This window comes from Klebsiella sp. A52 (genome assembly GCF_018388785.1).
Classification (GTDB): Bacteria; Pseudomonadota; Gammaproteobacteria; order Enterobacterales; family Enterobacteriaceae; genus Klebsiella; species Klebsiella aerogenes.
The window spans coordinates 4,644,183-4,669,823 of sequence record NZ_CP074437.1; the positions used below are offsets into that span (position 1 = coordinate 4,644,183).

Genomic DNA, 25,641 nt, shown 5'->3' on the forward strand with positions numbered 1-25,641 from the left:
TGAGGGTAATAAATAATGATGAAGCGCAATATTCTGGCAGTGGTGATCCCTGCCCTGCTGGTAGCCGGTGCGGCCAACGCTGCGGAAATCTATAACAAAAATGGTAACAAGCTGGATTTCTACGGAAAAATGGTTGGCGAACATGTCTGGACCACCAATGGTGACACCAGCAGCGACGACACCACCTATGCCCGTATCGGCCTGAAAGGCGAAACCCAAATCAACGACCAGTTGATCGGTTACGGCCAGTGGGAATACAACATGGATGCGTCCAACGTTGAAGGTTCCCAGACCACTAAAACCCGTCTGGCCTTCGCCGGTCTGAAAGCGGGCGAATATGGTTCATTCGACTATGGCCGTAACTACGGCGCCATCTACGACGTCGAATCCGCAACCGATATGCTGGTTGAGTGGGGCGGCGACGGCTGGAACTACACCGATAACTACATGACCGGCCGTACCAACGGCGTGGCCACCTACCGTAACTCAGACTTCTTCGGTCTGGTGGACGGTCTGAGCTTCGCGCTGCAGTACCAGGGTAAAAACGATCACGACCGCGTTGTTCGTAAACAGAATGGCGACGGCTTCAGCACCGCGGCAACCTACGCGTTTGATAACGGTATCGCGCTGTCCGCAGGTTACGCTAACTCCAACCGTAGCGTTGACCAGAAGCGCGACGGCAACGGTAACAAAGCTGAAGCATGGGCAACCTCTGCTAAGTACGATGCTAACAACATCTACGCCGCTGTTATGTACTCCCAGACTTACAACATGACCCCGGAAGAAGATAACTACTTCGCGGGCAAAACTCAGAACTTCGAAGCTGTGGTTCAGTATCAGTTCGATTTCGGTCTGCGTCCGTCCCTCGGCTACGTGCAGACTAAAGGTAAAAATCTGCAGGCTCGCGGCGGCTTCGGCGGCGGCGATGCGGACCTGGTTAAATACATTGAACTGGGTACCTGGTACTACTTCAACAAAAACATGAACGTGTACGCGGCGTACAAGTTCAACCAGCTGGACGACAACTCCTATACTCGTGAAGCAGGCGTTGCCACCGACGACCAGGCTGCGGTTGGTATCGTTTACCAGTTCTAATCTGTAGTACACCCCTTCGTGATATGCCTAAAAAGCAGGACTTCGGTCCTGCTTTTCTGCGTTACTAAGACGAAGATCGTAACTTGCAAAAACCTTCTCGCTTTTTGTCGCAAACGGTTGGCAATTTGTAAATCTACCGTTACCCTGATAGCGGATTTCCCTCAGTAATCACAATGGAACCTCGTCATGTTTGAGAACATTACAGCCGCCCCTGCCGACCCTATTCTGGGCCTGGCCGATCTGTTTCGTGCCGATGACCGCCCAGGCAAAATTAACCTCGGAATTGGTGTTTACAAAGATGAGACAGGTAAAACGCCTGTTCTGACCAGCGTAAAAAAAGCCGAGCAATATCTGCTGGAAAATGAAACCACCAAAAACTACCTCGGTATTGATGGTATTCCGGAGTTTGGTCGTTGCACTCAGGAGCTGCTGTTCGGTAAAGGAAGCGCAATTATCGGCGATAAGCGCGCCCGTACCGCCCAAACCCCAGGCGGCACCGGCGGCCTGCGCGTAGCGGCTGATTTCCTTGCCAAAAACACCGACGTTAAACGGGTATGGGTAAGCAACCCAAGCTGGCCGAACCATAAAAGCGTTTTCGGCGCTGCCGGGCTGGAAGTGCGTGAATACGCTTACTACGATGCCGCTAACCACCAGCTTGATTTCGACGGTCTGCTGGCCAGCCTGAACGAAGCGCAGGCGGGCGACGTTGTGCTGTTCCACGGCTGCTGCCACAACCCAACCGGCATCGATCCAACGCTGGAACAGTGGCAACAGCTGGCGCAAATGTCCGCCGAAAAAGGCTGGCTGCCGCTGTTTGACTTCGCCTACCAGGGCTTCGCCCGCGGTCTGGAAGAAGACGCTGAAGGCCTGCGCGCGTTTGCCGCGCTGCATAAAGAGCTACTGGTCGCCAGCTCTTACTCGAAAAACTTCGGCCTGTATAACGAGCGCGTTGGCGCCTGTACGCTGGTTGCCGCCGATCAGGACACCGTCGATCGCGCGTTCAGCCAGATGAAAGCGGTTATCCGCGCCAACTACTCAAACCCGCCGGCGCACGGCGCCTCGGTGGTGGCGACGATTCTCAGCAACGACGCGCTGCGCGCCATCTGGGAACAAGAACTCACCGATATGCGCCAGCGTATTCAGCGCATGCGCTTACTATTTGTGAATACTCTGCAGGAAAAAGGCGCCAGCCGCGACTTTACCTTTATCACCAAACAGAATGGGATGTTCTCGTTTAGCGGCCTGACCAAAGAGCAGGTGCTGCGTCTGCGTGAAGAGTTCGCTATTTATGCGGTCGCGTCCGGGCGTATCAACGTTGCCGGCATGACGCCTGATAATATGGCGCCGCTGTGCGAAGCCATCGTCGCGGTGCTGTAATTCTCAGCCCTGACGCATAAGAAAAAGGCCGCAAACGCGGCCTTTTTTACTTGCTTAAGGTCAGGCATTACCAGACCGGCATTTCATCCTGCAGGAACGGATTATGCAGGCGCTCATATCCCAGCGTCGATAACGGGCCATGACCGGGGATAAACGTCACGTCGTCGCCCAAAGGCAACAGTTTACGTTTAATCGCATCAATCAACTGGCCGTGGTCGCCTCGCGGGAAGTCGCTGCGTCCTACTCCTCCTTTGAAAATCACATCGCCGGAAATCAGCAGACGCGAGGCATCGTCAAAGAAAACCACGTGCCCCGGGGTATGGCCAGGACAGTGCAATACCTGCAAAGCGATATTGCCGACGGTTACCACATCCCCTTCATTCAGCCAGCGGTCCGGCTGCAAAGGCTGACATTCATCCAGCCCGAACATGCGGCTTTGCGCCGGCAATCCTTCCAGCCAGAACTCATCTTCTTTTTCCGGTCCAATAATTGGCACACCGTAATGTTGCGCCAGCTCGGCTGCCGCGCCGACGTGATCCAGGTGACCATGCGTCAACAGGATCTGCATCAGGCTGACGCCTGCCGCCGCGACTTCTTCCTTGATGCGCTCGGCATCGCCGCCAGGATCGACCAGAGCGGCAAGCCGGGTTTGTTCACACCAAATTAAAGAACAGTTCTGGGCGAACGCCGTGACCGGAATAATACGATAGTTCATGATGCTCCTTTCGTTACCAGTGCCGTACCGGACCGGTATCAATATGCACAAAGTTGCTACGTGGGTAGTATCCTACACCACCTGAGCGCATAGATAACGCCGCTTTGCGAATATTGCTTAAGGCAACGCCTTCAATGTGGAAATCCATCGCCTGGCCTTTGGTGTGATAGCTATGTTTCGCTACACCACGGCTTCGTGCGCGAAGTTCATCGTTGGTATCGACGGAGCGATAACCGGAGATGAGCTGGACAGGCTTATTGGTGCCGAGTAGTCCCTGTAGGCGATAAAGCTGATCGAATAATCCTGGGTCAATAGACTTAATTTTATTCGCGCGGAAATCACGGAAAAAATGGTTAAGTCTTGCTAATTCATCCTGAATATAGCCTCTACCATCGAAAAACTCCGCCTTGAGTGATTCACCGGTGTGCAGGTTATTCAGCGTCAAAATACGCGGTCGGGGGGTCGAGAGGGTGGCAAATGCCGGCGCAGGGAGAATGGCGGCAGCACCGAGGGCAGCGCCACCCAACGCCAGCAATCTGCGGCGATTAGCGTCAAATTTGTCCATGATAATCAGGTCTACAGGTAAATGAATCGTAATATACTATTCCGCTACAACGTATTTGGCTGACGACGCGCTAACGCTCCCTTACCGCTAATAAAGCTCAGCAGGAGAGCGTTTTCGTACTGACCGCCGCAATACATTTTTGCGGATTATATGTATATGCACTTCTGGCGCACGAAAGGCACCTTACCGGGCATTATTGCCAACGTCAAGGCAGCCTCACCCCAGGAAATACGGGCCTTGTAGACGACCATGGCCCGATTTCGTTCAGTGCTAGGACAACATTTTTCGCAGAACTACTTCATTTACCTGATTAATTGTTCCGCTTTTGGCAGAATTTGTGCGCTGGATCGCGCGGTGAGATCGTAATTGTAAATATCTGTTCGATATTGTGTACGTCCATCAGCGCCAACAAAGGCGGTCAAATAATATAAATTAACCGGAATATTTTGCCGAATATTGACGTAGCGCGTATCCCCCTGCTTCAGCGCGTCGGAAATGCGTGAATCATTCCAGCCCGCATCCTGCAATAGCATATTCGCCAGTTCAGATGCTTTATTGACGCGAACGCAGCCCGAGCTCAACGCGCGAACATCTTTCTGGAACAGATTGTGGTTCGGCGTATCGTGGAGATAAATAGCATCCGAGCTTGGCATATTGAACTTATACCGCCCCAGCGAGTTGCGCGCGCCCGGCGCCTGCTGGAAACGGAACGGTAGATTCTTCTCGGTGATGGTAGACCAATCGACACCATACGGATCGATAGCTTCTTTGCTGTTCCAGCCGCGCATCAACGTATAACCATGCTGTTCCAGATAGCCTGGATTGTTGCGCACCTTCGGCAGGATATCTTTGCGCGCCAGCGTCGGCGGCACGTTCCACGGCGGGTTGACCACCACGTTGTTCAACGCGCTGCTCATCATCGGCGTTTTACGATCCGGACGACCGACAATGACCCGCGATGCCAGCACCTGACTGCCGTCCTGATAGTAGACCAGCGAGAACGCCGGAATATTGACCATGATACCGGTGGACAATTTACTCGGTAGCAAACGCAGACGCTGGATATTCAGCGCCAGCACCCCGGCACGCTGCGCCGAAGAGACGTTCAGCCAGTCGCGGGTAGACTGGCCGATGACGCCGTCAGCGCCCAGCCCCTGCCAGGCCTGAAAGCGTTTAACGCCCTCGACCAGTTGGCGATCGTACACGCCACGCGCGGCAGGTTTTGTTTTCGATTTCGGTTTCGCCGATGGGCTTACCACATCGCCCGGGAGGGCGATTTTCGCCGAATCATCCAGCATGCCGGTACGCTGCAGGATTTCACGCAGCGCGCCAATATCGTTGCTCCACTCTCCCGGACGTAGCGAGGCGTTGCTGGTCAGTTGCGGCCACGGACGATTATCCGCCACCAGCGTCAGCAGCGCCTGATGCATTGCTTCATATTGTGAATGTTGCGGCGCCAGTCCGGCAATAAATTGCGCTAACGAACCGTTATCCAGCGCCAGCTGCCACTGGTTGATGACCGAGAGCGGCGGCGTCGTCATTTTGTAAGGTGTTGAGCCGTACAGCCAACGGTTCCCCTGCATCGGAATACCGCTAATAAAATGCAGATACCCCATCATGGCGTCGGAGAGCACGACATCGCGGGCCAGGCCGCTGACTGACGGATCAGTCAGTAGGCTCACCCAGGTGGTGAACTGCGGCTGGAAGCCAGCGATAGCGACCTCCGCCAGCTGCTGCTGGAAGGCCTGTACCGCTTCGCGGTTCTCCCACATGGGTTTCATGTCGCGGGCAGCGTACAGCGCTACCAGCGGATTGATATAAACCGGATGATAACCAGACGGCAGTAAGGCCTCGATTTCAGCACGGCTTTTCGCCACCGCATCCGCCGCCAGCGGCTTCTCGCCGGCCATTTGCGCGACCGCTGCGGACTGGCCGTCGCTTTGGGCTAATGCCGACGACAGATCGCCCACCGTCGCGGAACTATCTGTGGGTATAACTTCAGGCTCTGCGGCCTGGACATTGAACAGCGGAGCAAATGCAAAAGCCAGGCTCAGGCTGAGCACCGACAATTGTCGACCATACCGTTTCTTTAGCAACATCCCTTGCCCCCTGTTAACACATTGCTGCCCGCCTAATGGGGCTTATTCTCAGTATATAAAGGCGAAAACGCTTTTGCCTTACCAAATGTAAAGAAGTTTAAAGACTATACCTTGTTAGCGTACTGTACAGAAAAACAAAAAGGGCGACAAATTGTCACCCTTTTTCCTATTAATCGGCACCCTTTCAGGAGGCGTCAGCGGTTCCAGGCAGCGCTTCCGGCACCGGCGCGGCAAAACCGCGCAGGCCGACAACGTGTACGTGTTCGTGATTATTAAACACTTTACGCACCAGTTTATAAGTTGTGCCTTTTTCCGGGCTGATATTTTCAGGCGCTGCGATAATCAGCTGCATCTCCAGACGTTCGCACAGTTCGAACAGCGTGGCGATAGAGCGAGCATCAAGACGCGCTGCTTCATCGAGGAACAGCAGACGGCAAGGCGAGATATCCTTACCGCGCAGACGACGGGATTCATCTTCCCAGCTCTGCACCACCATCACCAGAATCGACATCCCGGTACCGATCGCTTCACCGGTTGACAGCGCGCCGGACTCCGCGCGCAGCCAGCCGTCGGAACCACGGTTAACTTCCACTTCCATCTCCAGATAGTTGCGGTAGTCGAGCAGCTCCTCGCCGATGGTTTGCGGCGTACGTTGCCCCATATCAATCTGCGGATTCAGGCGCTGATAAAGTTTCGCTAGCGCTTCCGAGAAGGTCAGGCGATTACTGTTAAACAGATCCTGATGCTGCTCATGCTGTTCGGAGAGGACATCAAGCAGCGTCGAGTGGGTTTCACGCACGTTGACGTTCAGACGCACGCTGTTGACCTGACCAAACGATACGCTCTGCAGCCCCTGGTTGAGCATGCGAATACGGTTCTGCTCACGCTGAATGGTCTTGCGAATGATATTCGCCACGCTGCGTGAGCTGATCGCCAGCTTCTGCTCGCGGTTGGTCAGCTCTTCGGTCAGACGACTGAGCTCGATTTCCATCTGCTCGATCGCTTCTACCGGATCATCGGTGCGAATAATATCCTGGCGGATACGCTCGCGCAGATGCTGATAAACGGCAACGAAGAACTGAATTTTGCGCTCCGGACGTTTCGGATCTTCCGAAATACGCAGGACGTCGCGCAGGTGCTCGTTATCAGCGACCGCCAGACGCAGCGCGCCCAGCGCCTTATCCGACATCGAACGCAGTTCGTCGGCGGAGAGATAGGCCAGCTCGCGGCGGTGCAGACGACGTTCCACGCCGTTGTCTTTCACCAGACGCATCACCGCGCACCAGCCCGCTTTAGCGCTCACCACCTGCTCGCGCATTTCGCAGTAATCGCGCTCCAGCTTGCGCAGTTTGCGGGTCAGGTTGTCCATCTCCGCTTCGCAGAAGGTCAACGCTTTCTCCAGCTGATTACGGCGGGAGCGGTTGTTGCTCAGCTGCATATGCAGCTCATCACGACGCGCGCGCGCGCGCTCTTCCGCGCCGGCATCGGCACGCACGCCGATATCCTGCAGCTCTTTATACAGATCGTTGAGCAGCTCTTTCTTGGTGTCATACGAACTTTTCAGCGACGCCAGCACCTGGTTGTACTGGTTCAACTGCGCAACGTGGCTACGCATCGCTTCGCGAGCGCGGCTACGCTCGGATTCAGCTTGTTGCAGGCGCTGGCGCAGCTTCTCGTTAAGATCGCTGTTGCCGCTGAGCATCTCCGCCGAGTCAGAGTAGCTGAAGTGAGCGCGGCGCTGCACGACTTCCGCCAGCGCGAAAGCCTGCTGGCGCGCATCGCGCTGGATTTGCTGCGAATAGGCGTAGTCTTCTTTCAGCTGTTCGAACTGTTCCGGGTCGCTCTGCAGTACCGAGACAATCGGTTCCAGTTTCGCCAGCTGATTGCCATGCTGCTGGATAAAGCGCGCCGCTTCCTGCGCTTCATCCAGACGCTCCTGAATTTCATCTACGCGATCGGCCAGCGTCTCATCGGCCAGCAGATTCAGGCGCGGCAGCAGGCGGTTAAGCGCCGACACGCCCTCTTTCGCCTGCTCATACTGGACGCGGTTCTGCTGGTTATCACTTTCATGCGCATTCAGCGCGCGCTCCAGTTCGCCGCGGCGGCTATTGAGTTTGCGGATCTCTTCTTCCGGGTCGTCATCAAAGGCAACCGCCAAATGGCTACCGATGAAGCGGCTAAAGGCCTGATGCAGGCGCTGCGTTTTCTGCACGTCAAACGACAGCGTAGCAAAACGCTCGGAGAGGCTTTCACGCTCGGCGTGCAGCGTTTCGATGCGGTTTTCACGCGCGGCGCGGCCAAACAGCGGCAGCGTCGGAAAACGCGAATAGCGCCACTGGCGGTCGGCAATTTTCACGACCACCGCTTTTTCCAGCTCATCGACGCTGAAAACGCTGTCATCGAAGGACTGCGGATCGCCTTCGATCAGATACAGGTCTTCCGGGCAATCTTCCAGCCCTTCGAGCTGCTCCGCCACTTGCGACAGATCCGGAACCACGATCGCATGGCGCGATGGGCCATACAGCGCGGAGAAGTACGGGGCATCTTCGAGGCTAACGTCGTCGTAGATTTCCGACAACAGCACGCCGCCAAAGCGCTCCGCCAGCGCGTTCAGACGCGGGTCTTCAGAACCGCCCGGCTGGCTGAGACGCTCGATTTCTTCGTCGATGGCGCGCTTGCGGGCGCCGACTTCATCGCGCTCAACGATTGCTTCGCGCTCGCGCTCCAGCAGCTGCTGCAGGTACTCGGTAACGTCCTGGCTTGATTCAAACTGCTCGCCGCTCTGCTCGCACAGCTGGTTGAGGCTATTTTGCGCCGCCAGCCAAATCGGCGCCCGGCGCATCAGCGTCTGGGTACGCGACTGCAGCTGCTCCAGTTCCTGACGCAGAGCCATGCGCTGTTCCTGAGCGTTAGAAACGCTGTCGGCTAACGAAGCGATACGCGCTTCCAGCTCCTGATGCAGCGTTTCCAAATCGTCGATATCGTAGCGTTTGCCCTGGCGCTTACAGAACTCGGCCAGTTGGCGCTCGGCGTCCTGTTGTTCACGCAGGCGCTGCTCCAGCTCGTTGAGACGGCTACGCAACCCATGAGCCTGCTCAGCCAGATGACGCTGGTTGACGCCATCGCGTAGTAATTCACGCGCCACATCCCAGGCTTCATTACGCGCCAGCGGGCCGTTGATCGCCGCAACCAACTGATACGCTTGTTCAAACTGGCTGTGCGCGGTTTGCGCCACGCTCATTTTTTGTTCCAGCGACAGCATTTTTTCCGTCGCTTCCAGCTCTTTCGCCTGGAAAGTTTCCAGCCATTCGTCGGCGCTGTCGGCGGTTAAATCCGGCAGGTGACACAGCGCACGCGCGCGTTCCAGCGCCTGAAGCGCCTGATTGTACTGAATGGCGCGAGTCTGCTGCACGTCGAGCGCCTGCTGGTAATCGGCGAGCTGGCTTTTCAGCTCATCCACTTCCAGTTCGGCGGCCTCGGCGCGAGCTTCGTTCTCTTCCTGCTGGTCGGCGGCTTCCGCCACCACTTCATTTTGCTCTTCCAAACGAATCTGCAGTTCGTCGAGATCCGCCTCGTAGCGCTCGATTTTTTCCTGCTGACGCAGCGCGGTTTGTACCAGGTTCAGGTGATCGCTGGCGGCCTGATAATCAGCTTCCAGATCGCCTTCTGCGCCGTTGTGTTCCTGCAGCTCGCGCGCCATATCGACATGTTTGTACTGCTCTGCCGCCAGCTGCGAACGCGAGGTAAAGAGCTCGCGACGGTACTCCAGCGCTTTATCCAGATGGATTCGCCGCTCGTTGGCGTGGCGCATGTAGTCCGCCGCCACGTAGTTGGTGGCTTCGCTGATAAGGTGCTTAAACAGATCGCGATCGGACTGAGTTACGCGAATCGCTTCCAGGGTCATACGGTTTTCACGCAGCGCCGCTTCCATATCCTGGAACGCCTTACGCACGCCGCTGTTTTCCGGCAGCAGGTAATCGCGCAGCGAGCGGGTAATGGTGCTGGAGATCCCGCCGTACAGCGAGGCCTCAATCAGGCGGTAGTATTTGCTACGATCGGATGCAGAGCGCAGACGACGGGCCACCACGCCCAAATCAAACATCAGCGAGTGATATTCGGTGATCGAGTTGAACTGTTTGAACTGCACCCCTTCCATCGCGTCGAGCTTGTCTTTCAGCTCGTTGAGGCTCACGACGCGCGCCTGGCGCTCGTTGAGCGTTTCGGTCAACAGTTGGGTCGGCTGGATCGAGGTTGGCAATCCCTGGATGGCAAATGGCTTAATATCGACTTTACGATCGCGCCCGGCAACCTGCTGCAGACGTACGCCGACAACCACGCGCTGGTGGCGCGAGTTGATCACGTCGAGCACCGAGTAACAGACGCCGGCACGCAGTTTACCGTGCAGGCCTTTATCGCGCGAACCGCTGGTGGCGCCCGCTTCGGTGGTGTTACGGAAGTGCAGCAGGGTTAAATCGGGGATCAGCGCCGTGACGAAAGCCGCCATGGTTGTCGATTTACCGGCGCCGTTACCCCCGGAGAGCGTCGTTACCAGCTCATCAAGATCGAAGGTCCGGGCAAAAAAACCGTTCCAGTTAACCAGCGTCAGCGAGCGAAACTTACCGCGTTCAATCATTATTCTTCCTCCCCGCTATCCGGCTGATTCTCTTCATTCTCGTCATTGAGCTGCAGGTGATTCTCCAGCGCCATTGCTTCGCCGTCGCGGATCATGCGCAGCTGCGCTTCGCGCGGATCGTCGCCGACGCGCACGTCAGCGCCAAAGCGGAACACCGATTCGGTGATGCGGAATTTACTGCTGTCGTGGCCCATAAACCACACCATGCCGAGGCGACGCAGGCGGTTGAGGGACGCGCGCATTTTTTCCTGCAGCTTCTGGCGGTCGAGGTCGGAGCCGGTGGAACGGTTGTTCACCAGCTTCAGCAATTTGCTTTCGTCCGCCAGCGTCAGGAGTTCATCGTAGAGCTCCTGCTGGGTGAAGATGCCTTCATTAGCCAGACGTTCGGGGCTGAGGTAGAGGTAGCAAAGAATTTTGCCGACCATCATATCCAGCTCTGATAATACCGAGCGCGGAATCAACGTCGTAGAGCGCGGGCGCAGGTAGAAGAACCCCTCCGGCGCGCGGATCAGCTCAACGTTGTAGCGCGCATAAAACTCTTCCAGGTAATCCTGAAAATCCATCAAAAATGCGTGATTATCCAGCTCATCCAGGCCAATGTGACGACCTGCGCGCAGGGCGCTATCCAGCGCCGGAAATAACGGATTGGCCAACGCCTGCGCCAGCTTAGCTGGCATCACTTGTTCAATATTTGTCAATGACATGCGCCTGTACCTTGGCTCCGTAATCATTAATCGGCTGCCATTTTGCCGGCAGTCCGGTGAAATCTGCCTGGGCGACGCCCAGCTGTACCGCCTGGTCAACGACGATTCGCGCGACGTCAAAATGGCGCGCACGCGGATATTGCGCCAGGAACTCTCGCGCCACCAGGCCGAGATCCAGCGGCATACCTTTCTCTTTGTAGACCGCCAGCTGCGCTTCAATCAGCGCGGCCAGCTGCTCGCGAATTTCGTTGAACTCTTCGAATTCGAGGTCTGCCGGCAGCTCGCCGGTGACTTCTTCATCGCGCAACGCCATCTCTTCATCGCGCATATCCAGCAAGCGATCGGCGCTGGCGTAGGTCAGCGCCCACGGAGCATCGAAGTAGGTCTGCACCGACTGACGCAAACGCTGGGCGAAAACGCGGTTTTTATCCATATCGATGGCGGTACGGATAAATTTATGTACGTGACGATCGTAACCGATCCACAGGTCGATAGCCTGTTGGCCCCAGCTGACGATACGGTCGAGCTTGCTTTGCAGGTCGAACACCAGACGGTCGACAAAATGCAGATCGTCGCGCGCGATGGTAGCGTCCTGGATACGCAACAGGTTGGCCTGCAGCTTATCGCCCGCCGCATCCAGGGTATCCTGCAATTCGCGCAGGGTGCCGGAGGTTTCGGACAGCAGCAGTTCGCAGCTAGAAATCGCCGCGCGCCAGTCTTTGTTCAGCAGTTGGGCGATATCGTCTTTCACCTGCTGCTGCTGCTCATCCATGATGCGTTGAGTCAGATCGATACTATCGAAGATTTCCGCCACCGAATATTTCAGCGGCGCAAAAACGTTGCGATGCCAGTGGAATTCATCGCCACCCTCATCCGCGGAATCTGCAGCCCGCTTCAGTTCGCCGGCCACAATCGACAGCTGCATCGACAAACGCAGGGTGGAAAATTCACGCTGGCGAATGTAGTAATCGGTAATGCCGATACCTAACGGCGTCAGGCGATAGATAGCATTCCCTTCCGTTATTTCGCTGGTAAAGCGGTTCAGCAGACGCTGGCGCACCATATCGTTGATGGCGTTATTGGCGCGCTGGCTGATGGTTTCGCTGGTCTGCTCAAACGCATCACTAACGTGGCGGAACGCGTCCACCAGTTCTCCCTCGGTCATTTCCCCTTCCAGCCGCTCGCCGTTCAGCGTGGCGACAGCCAGCAGAAAAGAGAGTCTGTCGACCGGCAGCGAGATGGAAAAATCATTTTTCCTGGCCCAGGCAACCAGTTCGGGGACTGTCTGGGAAAATTCACTCATAGTTTATCCTTGCATCTGCGGCTGTGCGCCTGGATCTTTCTTAAGCGCAGTGACATGAATATAGCGGCCCAGGCTGATATACGGCTCCTGACGACAGTAGCGCGTTTCCAGCTCCAGCAGCACCGCAAAACTGTCATGCTGTTTACGTTTCTCACGCAGATAATCATGAAACACCCGCACGCCGGTTTTACCGGTTATCTGCCAACCGAGATCTTCCAGCCAGCCGTAAACCTGCTGCGGATCGCGCGGATAATCCGGCGACAGCGTGCGTTTTTTCTTTTTCGGCATGCCGATTTGTACGTAGTCGAAGTTTCCGGCGACCATATTGTGCATCAGCAGGCCGTTAGCATTGTAGAACATTAACGACAGCGCGCCGCCCGGGCGCAACACCGACCACAGCGTGCGCAACATTTCCTGCGGTTCCGCGACCCACTCAAGCACCGCATGAAACAGTATCAGATCGACGGGGCTTTCCAAATGCTGAGCAATATCCTGCGCCGCGCATTGTACAAAATGCATGTTGTCGATCACACCTTTATCGCGGGCGGCCTGCTGAGCGCGAGCCACCATTTCGGCGGAAAGATCGCATAGCGTGACGTGATTGCCTAATTCCGCGACGCGGATCGCCGTTTGCCCTTCGCCGCCGCCGGCATCAAGCACCCGCAACGGTCCTGGCCCCATCTGCTTAAGCAGCGGTTCCAGATCCTGCCAAAGGATCGCCTGACGCAGTTGGCCCTTGGTGGTGCCATAAATATTGCGCGAAAACTTTTCAGCGATGTCATCAAAATTGCGATCCTGCACGGACGACTCCACAAGCCAACACAAAACCGCTATTTTGTCATACCCACGGCGATAATGAAGCGATCTGTTATAAGATCCACGCAGAACTTTGCTTATATGGTTAAAAAAGGAACCATCCGGGATGCTTTTTACGCTGAAAAAGGTTTTTGGCGGTATGCTGTTGCCGCTTCCTCTGCTGTTATTGCTGATGGCGGTCGGCATCGCCCTGCTGTGGCGCAGCCGTTTTCAAAAAACCGGCAAGACGGTGGTCACCTTAAGCTGGCTGTTGCTGGCGCTATTAAGCCTGCAGCCGGTGGCTGATGGGTTATTAAAACCGATAGAAAAAAGCTACCCGACCTGGCGCGGCGGCAAATCCGTTGAGTATGTCGTGGTGCTGGGCGGCGGCTATACCTGGAACCCGCAGTGGGCACCGAGCTCCAACCTGATCAACAACAGTCTGCCGCGGCTGGCAGAAGGGATCCGCCTGTGGCGGGAAAACCCTGGCGCGAAAATGATTTTTACCGGCGCGGCGGCCAAAACCAATCCGGTCAGCACCGCCGAGGCGGGGGCGCGCGTCGCCGAGAGCCTCGGCGTACCGCGCAGCGCCATTATCGTCCTTGACCGACCAAAAGATACCGAACAGGAAGCGGCTGAAGTCAAAAAAACCATCGGCGGCGCGCCATTCCTGCTGGTGACCTCAGCCTCGCACTTGCCGCGAGCGATGATATTTTTCCGCCATGCAGGGCTAAATCCGTTACCGGCGCCAGCCAACCAGCTGGCGGTAGAGTCGGCGCTTAACCCCTGGGAGCGCGCGCTGCCGTCACCGTATTGGCTGATGCACAGCGAACGCGCGATTTACGAGACTCTGGGGCGGGGCTGGCAGTGGCTAAAGGGAGCGTCAGGCGATCCAGGGCAGGATTGATTTCGCGGCAAATGAGAAACGGGCGCGATCGAAGCGCCCGGTATTTACCAGGCTTTCGACTTCATCCCATAACTGATATAACCAGCGCCGCCAGACGAAAGACTCCGCGACCGGCGCCCGCTGCAAATAACGCCATAGCAGCTGCTCCCCTAACCCGCCGTCGGCGAGGCGGAACAATTCATACTCGCGCGGCGCCCACAGCATCATCCCCGGCCCGACCATCGCCAACAGCTGATCGGTGCGCGCGTCTTTGAGCATGCTACGTAGCGTAAAGCAGCCATGGACCAGCACGCAGTTGTCGTTGAAATCACTAAACAATTGCGGCAGGCTTTCACGACTGCGGAATAAAATGCGCTTATCCTGCATTGTCAGCCCGGTGTCATGATAGAGGTTAAGCGTGCTCCACAGCATTTCTACCCGCTGGCGATACCAGTGCGGCCAGACGTTTTCCTGGGTGCTATCGACCATTCCCACACAGCCGCCGCTGTCGTGGCGGTGCCATGCCAGTAATCCTTCGACAATCTGATCCTGCAGTTGCTCCCACCGCTCGGGCGTGCGCGCCGGCGCTTCTACTGAAACGCCGCGTAACCGTTCAATCAGCAATACGTCAGGCCCCGGATGCTCTTCATGTGTCATGACGCCGTACACCACCGGCATACGAACGGTGCCGCTACGGGCAAGCATTGAGATTTTCCACGCCAGCTGGCGCGCCACGCCCGGCGTAGTGAAGCTTTTCGCCAACAGCGGCATCGGGTTTCCCTGCGCATCATACAGCGACCACAGCGCTGACGAGGGTTTCTCGCTAACGCATTCCACGCGGCTTAGCTTCTCGCCAAGCAGGTGGCTCAGTTCGGCTCGCAACTGTTCCATCATAGATACCCTCATGAAGACTACTGTTTTCATAATGAGCGTCTGGGGGCGACTTGTCAGCGGATAAGATCAAAAATGGGCTAATTAGCGGCAGAAATATGTCCCCTCCAGGCGAAGGGGACGGCAAGAATTAACGCAGTTCGGCGCGGACGCGTTCCAGATCTTCCGGGGTATCCACGCCAGTGCCAGGAACCACTTCCGCCACCGCAACGTGAATTTTTTCGCCATACCACAATACGCGCAGCTGTTCGAGCATCTCAATTTGTTCGAGCGGGCTTGGCGCCCAGCTGACGTAGCGGCGAATAAAACCAGCGCGGTAGCCGTAAATACCAATATGGCGCAGCAGGGAATCGCCAATTTGCTCACGCGATTTTGCAAAGCGATCGCGATCCCACGGAATCGTCGCTCGTGAGAAATAGAGCGCGTAGCCGTCGGCATCCATGACCACTTTGACCGCATTCGGGTTAAACGCTTCTTCGGCATCGTGGATAGGCACCGCCAGCGTTGCCATCCCGCTGGTGCTGACCGCGAGGTTTTCCGCCACCTGGCGCACGATCGCCGACGGGATCATCGGTTCATCACCCTGAATATTGACGATGATGGTGTCATCGCTGAAAGCGCATTTTTCAACGACTTCCGCCAGACGCTCGGTGCCGGATTGATGGTCTGCGCGGGTCATGCAAACCTCGCCGCCCGCGGCTTCAACCGCACGCGCGACATCTTCATGATCGGTGGCGACGATAATGCGATCCGCGCCAGATTCGCGGGCGCGCTCCAGCACGTGGACGATCATCGGTTTACCGTTGATATCCTGCAGAGGTTTCCCCGGCAGACGCGTGGAGGCAAATCGGGCAGGGATAATGACGACGAAACTCATGGCTGGCTCTCTTCTACCGCGAGTGAGCGCGCTTCGTTTTCAAGTAGTACCGGGATCCCTTCGCGCAGCGGGAAGGCCAGACTATCGGCTTTGCAGATAAGCTCTTGCTTATCCTGACTGTAATACAGCTTACCGTTACAAACCGGGCAGGCGATAATTTCAAGTAAACGGTGATCCATGATTCCTCCTGATGGACCGAATAGATTTATCAGCAGCATATCACAGGATGGTAGCCGGCGTATCACGCGGCTTCAACGCCCCAACCTTGCCGCTGGTTAGCAAATAGCGTCGCGGGTAGCTGGCGCAGCACAACCTCTTCTGCACCTTGCCAGCGCGCAAAATCGTTAATTGCCCGCTGGAGTCCGCTTTCCAGCCCGGCGGTCACTTTCACGCCCTCTTCCAGCCACAGCGAAAAGATCTCAAGCATGCCGTCCTTTCGGTGCAACTTGCTGTCCATCCTGCCAACCAGTTTTCCCTGATGCAGCAACGGTAGCACAAAGTAGCCGTATTGCCGTTTCGGCGCAGGGGTATAACATTCCAGTCGATAGCTGAAGTTGAATAACTGCTCGGCCCGTTTACGGTCCCACACCACCGGGTCAAACGGCGAGAGCACGGCGCTGTGGCTGGCGGTTAACTTACCGCCGGATGCCGATTCCAGCGACGCTTGCAGATCGCGATGCAGCCACATTTCACCCAGTTCTTCAACCATAACCGGCACCACCAGCCCCTCATCCTGCCAGCCCTTCAGCAGCGCCGGTAATGCTGGCTGGCGTAGACGATAATAATCGGCCAGCCACTGCGGACGAAAAACGCCCAGGCTGCGCGCGCTGTTACGCAGCATAATAGACTCGGCCTCCTGGCGGGAGAGCGCGTCGCGCTCGTCATCCCAGTGCGGCATCGCCCGATGGGTTAAATCATAGACGCGATGAAAGTTACGCCGCTCAACGACCATCAGTTTGCCGGCGGTGAACAACCCTTCAAGATGACGTTTATGCGGTTTCCATTCCCACCAGCCGCTGGCTCCTTTACGCGGATGGGAGAAATCCGCTGAGCGAACCGGGCCATTTTGCGCGATATGCGCCAGCAACTCTTCTATGCTGGCGGCGTGTTCGTGCATCCACTCTTTATGGTATTTCCAACCCATCTTGTCAGGATTCAACATCCGGTGGCGCACGAGGGCGAAATCGCTACGCGGCAAAAAACAGGCCTCATGCGCCCAGTACTCCATCAGCTCGCCGCTACGCAGAGAATCATCCAACCAGTGCTGAGGATAACTGCCAAGACGACTAAACAGCACCAGATAAGGGCTACGGGCGACCACGTTGATCGTATCGATTTGCAGCAGCGACATCTGCTGAATAGTGGAAAGGATGTCAGTCTGGCGAGCGCGACGCCGGGGCTTTTTCAGTAGCCCTTGCGCCGCGAGATGAAGATGGCGAGCCTCTTTTAGCGACAATTGCAATACCGACATGCAGGTTCTCCGTAGGGGATTCAAGCACAGCGGCGAGCAAAACCAGCACGCAGGTTAACGTTGCGCCAGCGTCACTAAGTCCGCGAGCAACCGCTGTGCGCGTTCATCGGTCATTATGGCGTCAACCGGTAGATACCACCAGTTAGCGGCGGCAAATTCACGGCATTTAACCGCGTCTTTTTCGGTCATTAGCAGCGTCTGCTGCGAGCTTGCCAGTACAGCGACCGCGCTTTGACTAAGTGCCTGATGATCCGCCAGCGCCACGGTTTTCACCGGATGCACGCCGCAGCTTTCAAGCGTCGCGAAAAAGCGCGGCGGATGGCCAATGCCGGCCATCGCCACTACGTTGTCGAGGGTCGCAACGTCGCGACGCTCGCCGGTAAGCAGGTTCACCGCCATGCCGGGACGCAACTGCATCGGGATTTCCCCCGGACGTGCGACGCCGCCGTTGACGATAACGGCATCGACGCTTTGCAAACGGGATGCGCGCTCGCGCATCGGCCCGGCCGGCAACCACCAACCATTGCCAAAGCGGCGTACGCCGTCAATCACAACGATTTCTCTATCCCGCGCCAGCTTATAATGCTGAAGACCATCATCGGTGACGATAATTTGTAAATCGTGAGCGGCTAATAAGGCTTTTACCGCCTCGCTACGCAGTGGCGCAACCGCCACCGGCGCGCCGGTACGCTGATGAATTAACACCGGTTCATCGCCCGCCTGCGCTGTACTGGTGACATTATCCAGCAGCAGCGGATAGCGGTCGGCTTTGCCGCCGTAGCCGCGAGATACCACGCCGACGCGTATGCCCCGCTGCTGCAGTTGTTCCACCAGCCAAACCACCACCGGCGTTTTACCGTTGCCGCCGGCGGTCAGATTACCGACCACGACCACCGGCACCGGCGCGCGCCAGGCTTTTTTCCACCCCAGTTTATAGCTGAGGCGGATAAAAGCGCTCACCAGGCCATACAGCCAGGAAAGCGGCAGCAATAGCCGCCATAGCGGCGATTCGCCGGACCAGATGCGCGCTATCATTGACCGAATTGCATCTTGTGTAACTGCGCGTAAACGCCTTTATGTTCCAGCAGATCCAGATGGCTGCCGCGTTCAACGATGCGACCATCTTCTACCACCACGATTTCGTCAGCCTGTTCAATAGTCGACAGACGGTGGGCGATAACCAGCGAGGTGCGGTTTTTCTGCAGTTCATCCAGCGCCGCTTGAATTGCGCGTTCCGACTCGGTATCCAGCGCCGAGGTGGCTTCATCGAGGATCAGGATAGGGCTATTGCGCAGCAGCGCACGCGCAATAGCGATACGCTGACGTTGACCACCGGAGAGCATCACGCCATTCTCGCCGATAATCGTATCCAGTCCATTATCCATCTTGTTGATAAAGTCCATCGCATAGGCCATACGCGCCGCTTCTTCAATTTGCTCGCGGGTGTACTCTTCGGTACGCGCATAGGCGATGTTATTGGCGACGGTATCATTGAACAGGTGCACGTTCTGCGAAACCAGCGCCACCTGATCGCGCAGGGAGCTCAGTTTGTACTCGCGTAAATCGTGGCCATCCAGCAGAATCTGCCCCTCGTCAACGTCGTAGAACCGGGTAATCAGGCTGGCGATGGTGGATTTACCTGAGCCTGAACGCCCTACCAGCGCAACGGTTTTCCCTTCCGGGATACTCAGATTGATGTTACGCAGCGCGGCAACTTCGCGGCCAGGATAGCTAAAGGTGACGTTGTGGAACTCCAGGTTACCTTTGGCGCGCTCAATCACGCGAGTGCCTTCATCTTTCTCCTGCTCGGAATCCAGAATGGAGAAAAGCGTCTGACATGCGGCCATACCGCGCTGGAACTGCGCGTTGACGTTAGTCAGGGATTTCAGCGGGCGCATCAGCGCGATCATCGAAGAAAAGACCACGGTAATGGTACCGGCGGTCAGCGTTTCCATGACGCTTGGGAAGCTCGCCGCGTAGAGCACAAAGGCCAGCGCCAGAGAGGCAATCAGTTGAATGACCGGGTCGGAGATGGAGGACGCGGAGACCATTTTCATGCCCTGCAGGCGCATCTTATTACTGACTTTGTCAAAACGCTTGGTTTCAACCGCCTGACCGCCGAACATCAGCACTTCTTTATGCCCTTTGAGCATCTGTTCCGCGCTGGTGGTCACCTGCCCCATGGTGTTCTGCATATTCTTACTGATATTACGAAAACGCTTCGAAACCACCCGAATCGCCACAGAGACAATAGGCGCAAGCACGATAAGAATTAGCGACAATTGCCAGCTGTAATAGAACATCATGGCGAACAGGCCGATAATTGAGGCCCCTTCACGCACTACGGTTATCAACGCGCTGGAGGAAGATGAAGCGACCTGTTCGGAGTCGTAGGTGATACGCGACAGCAATGTCCCGGTGGACTGTTTGTCGAAGAAAGCGACAGGCATGCCCATCATATGACCGAACAGGCGGCGACGCATGGTCATCACCACTTTGCCGGAAACCCAGGAGATACAGTAGCTCGAGATATAGCTACTGATGCCACGCAGCACCATCAAACCGATCACCACCAGCGGCATCCATAACAGCACTGAGCGATCCGTTTTACCAAAACCATCATCCAATAACGGTTTAAGAAGCGATAACATGAAGGTATCACTTGCCGCGTTAAGCACCAACGCCACGGCCGCTACGATTAGCCCGGCTTTAAACGGCGCTATCATCGGCCAAAGTCGGCGGAAGGTCTGCCACGTGGAGAGATCTTTATCGTTCTGCATTCAATAAACCAGCTTATGTTGAAATAGCCGCATATTCTACCCGTTCTGCGCGTCCCCGCCAAACCACTGATGATACCAACGCGGTAAAAGTTGATCTCGTAAGCTATGGATTTGCCAACCTTCTGGAGAAAAAATAATCGTTATTTGCCCCGAGTGCGGCGTATCAAACCACCGATATCCCTGCTCACGATAGCGCTGCGCGACTTTTTGGGAAGGCATCTTCCATGCATTGTATCGCGCTGCCGAGGCGATAGCCGCCTCTCCCCCTACCCGCTGCAACAATGTCACGCCGGATGAAGTGTTGCTGCCGTGGTGCGGAACCTGAATAAGTGTAGACATAAGATGCTGCCAGTAATGGCTTATCATCTGCTGTTCGGCCGGGATTTCGATATCGCCGGTAAGTAAAACGCTACGCTTGCCGTCATCGACCCTAACCACACAGGAACCATTGTTCCCTTTATGCTCACCCGCAGGCAATGGCCAAAGCGCCTGAAATCGGAGCCCTCGCCAGCGCCAGGTTTCCCCTCTGCGACAGGGTAGATGCCCGCGCGCTTTAAGCGGACTACGAATAACGAGATTGGGCCACGCCTGAATAATCGCATTCAGGCCACCGCGATGATCAAGATGTTCGTGGCTCAATATTATGCCTTCCGGATGAAGACCGCGCCAGCGTAGCCAGGGTACGATAAGCCGCTCGCCGCTATCGCCTCCCGGCCAGGCCGGGCCGGTATCGTACAAAATTGCCGCGCCCTGACGCTCGATGACCACCGCCAGCCCTTGTCCGACATCCAGCATCGTCACCCGCCACTCGCCCGGTGAGGCGGCGCGCCAGAAAGGCCAACTGAGTAGCGCCACGCCGCTAATACAGAGTAACGGCATCTGACGCCAGGCCTGAAAACGCCATACCAGAAGCGCCAGCCACGGCAGTAAACTGACCGCCAGCCAGCGTTCGTCAAGCGATACCCATCCCGCAGGCAAATGGCGTAAGAACCAGAATAAGATTGCCAGCAACCGATCGGCGAGTTGCCATAACGCCATTTCAAGCAATGCCGGACCGCTGAGATGCAGTAGCATGGCCGCTAAAATCAGCGGGACTATTAGAAATGTCACCAGCGGAACGGCAATCAGGTTCGCTATCAGTGATGTCAGACTAATACCATGGAACAGGGCTATCTGCAGCGGCGCCAATAATAGCATCAGGCCACACTGCAGGTGGCTCAGCGCCAGCAGGTGCCGCCACGGTGAATGACAGCGGTAAGGGCGAAGCGGCGCAAGCTGATACCAGAAAATCAACGCAGCAACCGCAAAGACCGATAACCACAGGCTTTCTGAAATTATCGCCAGTGGATCGGCCAGCAGTATTGCCGCAATACAACAGCAAAATATTTGCCAGGGCGACCAGCGCCTGGCCTGTAGCCGCAACAGACATCCTGCGGTTAAGGCCGCACAGGTACGTAGCGCCGGGGGTTGCATGCCGGTAAGCCAGGCGTAAAACAGCGCACAGCCTAACCCGACAAGCAGCGGTATCCGCCAGCCTATCCAGCGGCACGGAAGAAAGAACTGTATTCCGCGAACCAGCAACCAGCCAAGCGATGCCCCCAGCGCAATATGCAGACCGGAGATAGCCATTAAATGGGACGTTCCCGTCTCCTGCATTAATCTTTTTATCTCATCCGCAACTGCCAGGCGCTCCCCCATTCCCAGCCCCAGCATCACCGTTTTCCATGGATACTCAGCGAGTGCGCGGTTTAACGAGGCCAGATAGCGAGCCCGGGAGCTACAACGTGAATCAAGCGATGAGGCATTTAGAAAACGTCCGCTAAGCGGGCGATGCTGTGCAAGAGCGTAGCGCTGGCTATCGAAGCCGCCCTCATTTAACTGCCCATGTACCGGACGAGCGCGGATGGTCATCATCCAGCGCTGCCCAACGCAGCCTGCTTCAGGCAGTTCGCTGCCGTAGAGGGTAATCCCAACCGCAGGATGTAAACGCCGACCCTCAAGACGAATTATCTTACCTTGCCAGCTCGTCAGGCCATCACCGCCTACCAGCTCAATAATGGCCTGTCGGTTGTGACCGGGAATATGCTCAGTGGGCCACAGCGCTTGCCGGGCATGTAATATTCCCCATACGAAAAATAGCAACGTCAATGCGGCATACGTTGTGCAAGGTTTGCGCAGCGTGGCAATGATTAGCGCAGCGCCAATCAAGCACCAGACGCTTAGCATATTCGGTAGCGCCGGTAGCCAAAGCAGCGGCGAAATTCCGATTATGGCGCAGCCTGCCAGATGTGGTAATCGCATAACACCTCCCTGTTATCGGGGAGTGTCAGACAATTCGCCGCCGTGATCATGCATAAAAGAATGGAGTTGCGTCGCGCTATCCGGGAAATGTTGGCGCTTGCTATCGGGTAACAAAAGTTTTGCGAGCGGACGCGAAAAACAGACATAAAAAAAGCACCCTCAGGTGCTTTTTTATTAAGTAAGTCTTTGCCTGATGCGGAAAAACTTACTCTTCGTAAATATTGGCGCGGTCGCGTAGTTCTTTCCCGGGCTTAAAGTGAGGAACGTATTTACCTTCCAGTTCCACTTTATCGCCAGTCTTCGGGTTACGCCCGGTGCGAGGTGCTCGATAGTGCAGAGAGAAGCTGCCGAAACCGCGGATTTCAATGCGCTCACCTTGAGCAAGCGTTGAGGCCATATGCTCCAGCATTTCTTTAACAGCATCTTCCACCGCTTTCGCCGGGATATGAGATTGCTGGCTGGCAAGTCTTTCTATCAATTCTGACTTGGTCATTTTTCCTCCGGTTTCCTTCAAGGCAAAGTTAGCTTACAGCTTAAACAAGGGCGGCCGTAGCCGCCCTTTGTGCTTGATTACAGGACGAATCCTGCAATCTGTCAAGTAAACTCGTCATTATTCAGACCGTTGTGGCCTGAATAACTAAGATTACTCGCCTTTAGCTGCTTTGAAAGCTTCAGCCATTGCGTTGTTAGAGAAGTTTGCATCTTCCTGTTTGTTAACAGTTGCGATTGCATCTTTCTCGTCAGCTTCGTCTTTCGCACGAACAGACAGGCTGATTGCGCGGTTTTTACGATCAACGCCGGTGAATTTAGCTTCAACTTCGTCGCCAACGCTCAGAACCAGAGTTGCATCTTCAACGCGGTCACGGGATGCTTCAGAAGCACGCAGGTAACCTTCAACGCCGTCAGCCAGTTCTACGGTTGCGCCTTTAGCGTCAACTGCAGTTACTTTACCGGTTACGATAGCGCCTTTCTTGTTCAGAGCAACGTAGTTGTTGAACGGATCTTCCGCCAGCTGTTTAACGCCCAGGGAGATACGCTCACGTTCTGCGTCAACCTGCAGTACAACTGCAGCGATTTCGTCGCCTTTTTTGTATTCACGAACTGCTTCTTCGCCTGCAACGTTCCAGGAGATGTCAGACAGGTGAACCAGGCCGTCGATGCCGCCGTCCAGGCCGATGAAGATACCGAAGTCAGTGATAGACTTGATTTTACCTTCAACACGGTCGCCCTTGTTGTGGGTTTCCGCGAACTGCTGCCATGGGTTAGATTTGCACTGCTTCAGACCCAGGGAGATACGACGACGTTCTTCGTCGATATCCAGAACCATAACTTCCACTACATCGCCAACGTTAACAACTTTGGACGGGTGGATGTTTTTGTTGGTCCAATCCATTTCGGAAACGTGAACCAGGCCTTCAACGCCTTCTTCGATTTCAACGAAGCAGCCGTAGTCGGTCAGGTTGGTCACGCGACCGGTCAGTTTGGTACCTTCCGGATAACGCTTAGCGATAGCTACCCACGGATCTTCGCCCAGCTGTTTCAGGCCCAGAGATACACGGGTACGCTCGCGGTCGAACTTCAGCACTTTAACAGTGATTTCGTCGCCAACGTTTACGATTTCGCTCGGATGCTTAACGCGTTTCCAGGCCATATCGGTGATGTGCAGCAGGCCGTCAACGCCGCCCAGATCAACGAATGCACCGTAGTCAGTGAGGTTCTTAACGATACCTTTGACTTCCATGCCTTCCTGCAGGTTTTCCAGCAGCTGATCGCGCTCTGCGCTGTTTTCGGATTCGATAACGGCACGACGAGAAACAACGACGTTGTTACGTTTCTGGTCCAGCTTGATGACTTTGAATTCAAGCTCTTTGCCTTCCAGGTGCAGCGTGTCGCGCACCGGACGAACGTCTACCAGGGAGCCCGGCAGGAACGCACGAATACCATTCAGCTCAACAGTGAAGCCACCTTTAACTTTGCCGTTGATAACACCGACTACAGTTTCAGCGTCTTCGTAAGCTTTTTCCAGCGTGATCCAAGCTTCGTGACGTTTAGCTTTCTCACGGGACAGCAGGGTTTCACCGAAGCCGTCTTCTACTGCATCCAGAGCAACGTCAACTTCGTCACCAACCTGGATTTCCAGCTCGCCCTGGGCGTTTTTGAACTGCTCAGCCGGGATGGCGGACTCAGATTTCAGACCAGCGTCAACCAGTACGATATCTTTGTCGATAGCAACAACAACACCACGAACGATGGAACCCGGGCGGGTTTCGATTTCTTTTAAGGATTCTTCAAATAGTTGAGCAAAAGATTCAGTCATGTTTAATCTTCAGGTTTCATATTTAACGTCCACCTGGCTCCGTGCCGGATGGGGTTGTTTAACATACCCGCTAACACTCCGTTGCTGCGGGGGTACTGCTATAATTCGGAGGCTCGCAACGCTTTGCCGCTTAACGGTTAAGCGATAGCCAGTTTTTCGCGCGCATATTGTAGCGCTTTTTCAATTACTTGCTCAATGCTTAGTTCAGTTGAATCGAGAACTAATGCATCAGCGGCCGGGACAAGCGGCGCCACGGCACGATTACGATCGCGATCGTCACGCTCTTTTATCTCGGACAAAAGACGTTCAAAGTTAACACTAAAACCCTTTTCCTGCAACTGTAGCAGGCGGCGCTGCGCGCGTTCTTCCGCCGACGCATCGAGGAAAATTTTAACCGGCGCATCAGGGAAAACGACGGTGCCCATATCGCGGCCGTCGGCAATCAGGCCGGGCTGCTCGCGAAAGGCGCGTTGACGGCGCAGCAGCGCTTCGCGAACGCGCGGGAAGGCAGCGACTTTCGAGGCGGTATTGGCCACTTCCTGGGTGCGGATCTCCGCACTCACATCCTCACCTTCCAGCACCACTTCCAGGTTGCCGTCAGCAGAAATAAAACGTACATCGAGATGAGCGGCCAGCGGAACCAGCGCCTCTTCTGACTCGACGTCAACATGATGATGTAAGGCCGCCAGCGCCAAAACGCGATAGATAGCGCCGGAATCCAACAGATGCCAGCCAAGCGCTTCCGCCATTGCCTTGCACAACGTGCCCTTACCCGCACCGCCAGGTCCATCAATGGTGATTACCGGAACATTTGCCGTCATCTTTATTCTCC

General features: G+C 55.8%; 19 protein-coding genes and 1 pseudogene. 3 read left to right on the forward strand and 17 right to left on the reverse strand.

Annotation, left to right across the window (positions count from 1 at the left end):
• Positions 1-15 precede the first annotated feature (15 nt).
• Positions 16-1,095, forward strand: a complete 1,080-nt coding sequence (ompK35, locus tag KGA69_RS22030) for a porin OmpK35 (protein WP_045395704.1) — start codon at positions 16-18, stop codon at positions 1,093-1,095.
• Between the two features lie 186 nt (positions 1,096-1,281).
• Complete coding sequence (locus KGA69_RS22035; RefSeq protein WP_213292659.1) at positions 1,282-2,472, forward strand: amino acid aminotransferase; 1,191 nt, start codon at positions 1,282-1,284, stop codon at positions 2,470-2,472.
• Positions 2,473-2,539: 67 nt separating this feature from the next.
• Here the strand turns inward: KGA69_RS22035 and KGA69_RS22040 are convergent, their stop codons facing one another.
• From KGA69_RS22040 to cmoM, 7 genes and pseudogenes are all read right to left on the reverse strand, one after another.
• Complete coding sequence (locus KGA69_RS22040; protein ID WP_015367455.1) at positions 2,540-3,187, reverse strand: MBL fold metallo-hydrolase; 648 nt, start codon at positions 3,185-3,187, stop codon at positions 2,540-2,542.
• Between the two features lie 13 nt (positions 3,188-3,200).
• Positions 3,201-3,752, reverse strand: coding sequence for a YcbK family protein (locus tag KGA69_RS22045; RefSeq protein ID WP_015367456.1), 552 nt, complete (start codon positions 3,750-3,752; stop codon positions 3,201-3,203).
• Positions 3,753-4,054: 302 nt separating this feature from the next.
• Complete coding sequence (gene ldtD / locus KGA69_RS22050) at positions 4,055-5,851, reverse strand: L,D-transpeptidase (RefSeq protein ID WP_063447559.1); 1,797 nt, start codon at positions 5,849-5,851, stop codon at positions 4,055-4,057.
• Positions 5,852-6,035: 184 nt separating this feature from the next.
• Entirely contained in the window at positions 6,036-10,484 is a 4,449-nt protein-coding gene (mukB, locus tag KGA69_RS22055) for a chromosome partition protein MukB (protein ID WP_047045610.1), read from the reverse strand.
• Positions 10,484-11,188, reverse strand: a complete 705-nt coding sequence (gene mukE, locus KGA69_RS22060; protein WP_015367459.1) for a chromosome partition protein MukE — start codon at positions 11,186-11,188, stop codon at positions 10,484-10,486. Before mukE ends, mukB begins: the two co-directional genes overlap by 1 nt.
• Positions 11,169-12,491: a chromosome partition protein MukF gene (gene mukF / locus KGA69_RS22065; protein ID WP_015367460.1), complete on the reverse strand. Its 1,323-nt coding sequence runs from the start codon at positions 12,489-12,491 to the stop codon at positions 11,169-11,171. Before mukF ends, mukE begins: the two co-directional genes overlap by 20 nt.
• Positions 12,488-13,292: pseudogene (gene cmoM, locus KGA69_RS22070) on the reverse strand (tRNA uridine 5-oxyacetic acid(34) methyltransferase CmoM). The gene mukF and the pseudogene cmoM overlap by 4 nt, the downstream one beginning before the upstream one ends.
• A gap of 121 nt (positions 13,293-13,413) precedes the next feature.
• Between cmoM and elyC the strand changes: the two are divergent.
• Positions 13,414-14,193: an envelope biogenesis factor ElyC gene (gene elyC, locus KGA69_RS22075; RefSeq protein ID WP_047077864.1), complete on the forward strand. Its 780-nt coding sequence runs from the start codon at positions 13,414-13,416 to the stop codon at positions 14,191-14,193.
• Here elyC and KGA69_RS22080 read toward each other — a convergent pair.
• From KGA69_RS22080 to cmk, 10 genes are all read right to left on the reverse strand, one after another.
• Positions 14,170-15,063 (reverse strand): YcbJ family phosphotransferase, encoded by an 894-nt coding sequence (locus KGA69_RS22080; protein WP_045395760.1) that lies wholly within the window; start codon positions 15,061-15,063, stop codon positions 14,170-14,172. The two genes, elyC and KGA69_RS22080, sit on opposite strands and share 24 nt — an antisense overlap.
• 130 nt (positions 15,064-15,193) lie before the next feature.
• A complete protein-coding gene (kdsB, locus tag KGA69_RS22085) occupies positions 15,194-15,940 on the reverse strand; it encodes a 3-deoxy-manno-octulosonate cytidylyltransferase (protein ID WP_213292661.1) in 747 nt (248 codons plus the stop codon).
• Positions 15,937-16,119 carry a protein YcaR gene (gene ycaR, locus KGA69_RS22090; protein ID WP_042892909.1) on the reverse strand — a complete coding sequence of 61 codons (183 nt, stop codon included), beginning with the start codon at positions 16,117-16,119 and terminating at the stop codon, positions 15,937-15,939. Before ycaR ends, kdsB begins: the two co-directional genes overlap by 4 nt.
• A gap of 62 nt (positions 16,120-16,181) precedes the next feature.
• Complete coding sequence (locus KGA69_RS22095; protein ID WP_213292662.1) at positions 16,182-17,411, reverse strand: winged helix-turn-helix domain-containing protein; 1,230 nt, start codon at positions 17,409-17,411, stop codon at positions 16,182-16,184.
• Positions 17,412-17,465: 54 nt separating this feature from the next.
• Positions 17,466-18,446: a tetraacyldisaccharide 4'-kinase gene (lpxK, locus tag KGA69_RS22100; RefSeq protein ID WP_213292663.1), complete on the reverse strand. Its 981-nt coding sequence runs from the start codon at positions 18,444-18,446 to the stop codon at positions 17,466-17,468.
• The gene (gene msbA, locus KGA69_RS22105; protein WP_032707692.1) at positions 18,443-20,191 is read right to left on the reverse strand and encodes a lipid A ABC transporter ATP-binding protein/permease MsbA; all 1,749 of its coding nucleotides are present in this window, start codon (positions 20,189-20,191) and stop codon (positions 18,443-18,445) included. Before msbA ends, lpxK begins: the two co-directional genes overlap by 4 nt.
• 36 nt (positions 20,192-20,227) lie before the next feature.
• Positions 20,228-22,492, reverse strand: coding sequence for a ComEC family protein (locus tag KGA69_RS22110; RefSeq protein ID WP_213292664.1), 2,265 nt, complete (start codon positions 22,490-22,492; stop codon positions 20,228-20,230).
• A 205-nt stretch (positions 22,493-22,697) separates the two neighbouring features.
• Positions 22,698-22,985, reverse strand: a complete 288-nt coding sequence (gene ihfB, locus KGA69_RS22115; RefSeq protein ID WP_004100704.1) for an integration host factor subunit beta — start codon at positions 22,983-22,985, stop codon at positions 22,698-22,700.
• Between the two features lie 150 nt (positions 22,986-23,135).
• Positions 23,136-24,809, reverse strand: a complete 1,674-nt coding sequence (gene rpsA / locus KGA69_RS22120; protein WP_015367470.1) for a 30S ribosomal protein S1 — start codon at positions 24,807-24,809, stop codon at positions 23,136-23,138.
• A 137-nt stretch (positions 24,810-24,946) separates the two neighbouring features.
• Complete coding sequence (cmk, locus tag KGA69_RS22125) at positions 24,947-25,630, reverse strand: (d)CMP kinase (RefSeq protein ID WP_045395738.1); 684 nt, start codon at positions 25,628-25,630, stop codon at positions 24,947-24,949.
• Between the last annotated feature and the right edge of the window lie 11 nt (positions 25,631-25,641).

What these genes read in the sequence shown, in the direction of transcription:
- elyC (WP_047077864.1), top strand. Translation starts at nt 13,414, where the DNA reads ATGCTTTTTACGCTGAAAAAGGTTTTTGGCGGTATGCTGTTGCCGCTT.
- rpsA (WP_015367470.1), bottom strand. Translation starts at nt 24,809, where the DNA reads ATGACTGAATCTTTTGCTCAACTATTTGAAGAATCCTTAAAAGAAATC.
- KGA69_RS22095 (WP_213292662.1), bottom strand. Translation starts at nt 17,411, where the DNA reads ATGTCGGTATTGCAATTGTCGCTAAAAGAGGCTCGCCATCTTCATCTC.
- KGA69_RS22080 (WP_045395760.1), bottom strand. Translation starts at nt 15,063, where the DNA reads ATGGAACAGTTGCGAGCCGAACTGAGCCACCTGCTTGGCGAGAAGCTA.
- ihfB (WP_004100704.1), bottom strand. Translation starts at nt 22,985, where the DNA reads ATGACCAAGTCAGAATTGATAGAAAGACTTGCCAGCCAGCAATCTCAT.
- KGA69_RS22045 (WP_015367456.1), bottom strand. Translation starts at nt 3,752, where the DNA reads ATGGACAAATTTGACGCTAATCGCCGCAGATTGCTGGCGTTGGGTGGC.
- KGA69_RS22040 (WP_015367455.1), bottom strand. Translation starts at nt 3,187, where the DNA reads ATGAACTATCGTATTATTCCGGTCACGGCGTTCGCCCAGAACTGTTCT.
- mukF (WP_015367460.1), bottom strand. Translation starts at nt 12,491, where the DNA reads ATGAGTGAATTTTCCCAGACAGTCCCCGAACTGGTTGCCTGGGCCAGG.
- mukB (WP_047045610.1), bottom strand. Translation starts at nt 10,484, where the DNA reads ATGATTGAACGCGGTAAGTTTCGCTCGCTGACGCTGGTTAACTGGAAC.
- ldtD (WP_063447559.1), bottom strand. Translation starts at nt 5,851, where the DNA reads ATGTTGCTAAAGAAACGGTATGGTCGACAATTGTCGGTGCTCAGCCTG.
- lpxK (WP_213292663.1), bottom strand. Translation starts at nt 18,446, where the DNA reads ATGATAGCGCGCATCTGGTCCGGCGAATCGCCGCTATGGCGGCTATTG.
- KGA69_RS22035 (WP_213292659.1), top strand. Translation starts at nt 1,282, where the DNA reads ATGTTTGAGAACATTACAGCCGCCCCTGCCGACCCTATTCTGGGCCTG.
- cmk (WP_045395738.1), bottom strand. Translation starts at nt 25,630, where the DNA reads ATGACGGCAAATGTTCCGGTAATCACCATTGATGGACCTGGCGGTGCG.
- msbA (WP_032707692.1), bottom strand. Translation starts at nt 20,191, where the DNA reads ATGCAGAACGATAAAGATCTCTCCACGTGGCAGACCTTCCGCCGACTT.
- mukE (WP_015367459.1), bottom strand. Translation starts at nt 11,188, where the DNA reads ATGTCATTGACAAATATTGAACAAGTGATGCCAGCTAAGCTGGCGCAG.
- kdsB (WP_213292661.1), bottom strand. Translation starts at nt 15,940, where the DNA reads ATGAGTTTCGTCGTCATTATCCCTGCCCGATTTGCCTCCACGCGTCTG.
- ycaR (WP_042892909.1), bottom strand. Translation starts at nt 16,119, where the DNA reads ATGGATCACCGTTTACTTGAAATTATCGCCTGCCCGGTTTGTAACGGT.
- ompK35 (WP_045395704.1), top strand. Translation starts at nt 16, where the DNA reads ATGATGAAGCGCAATATTCTGGCAGTGGTGATCCCTGCCCTGCTGGTA.
- KGA69_RS22110 (WP_213292664.1), bottom strand. Translation starts at nt 22,492, where the DNA reads ATGCGATTACCACATCTGGCAGGCTGCGCCATAATCGGAATTTCGCCG.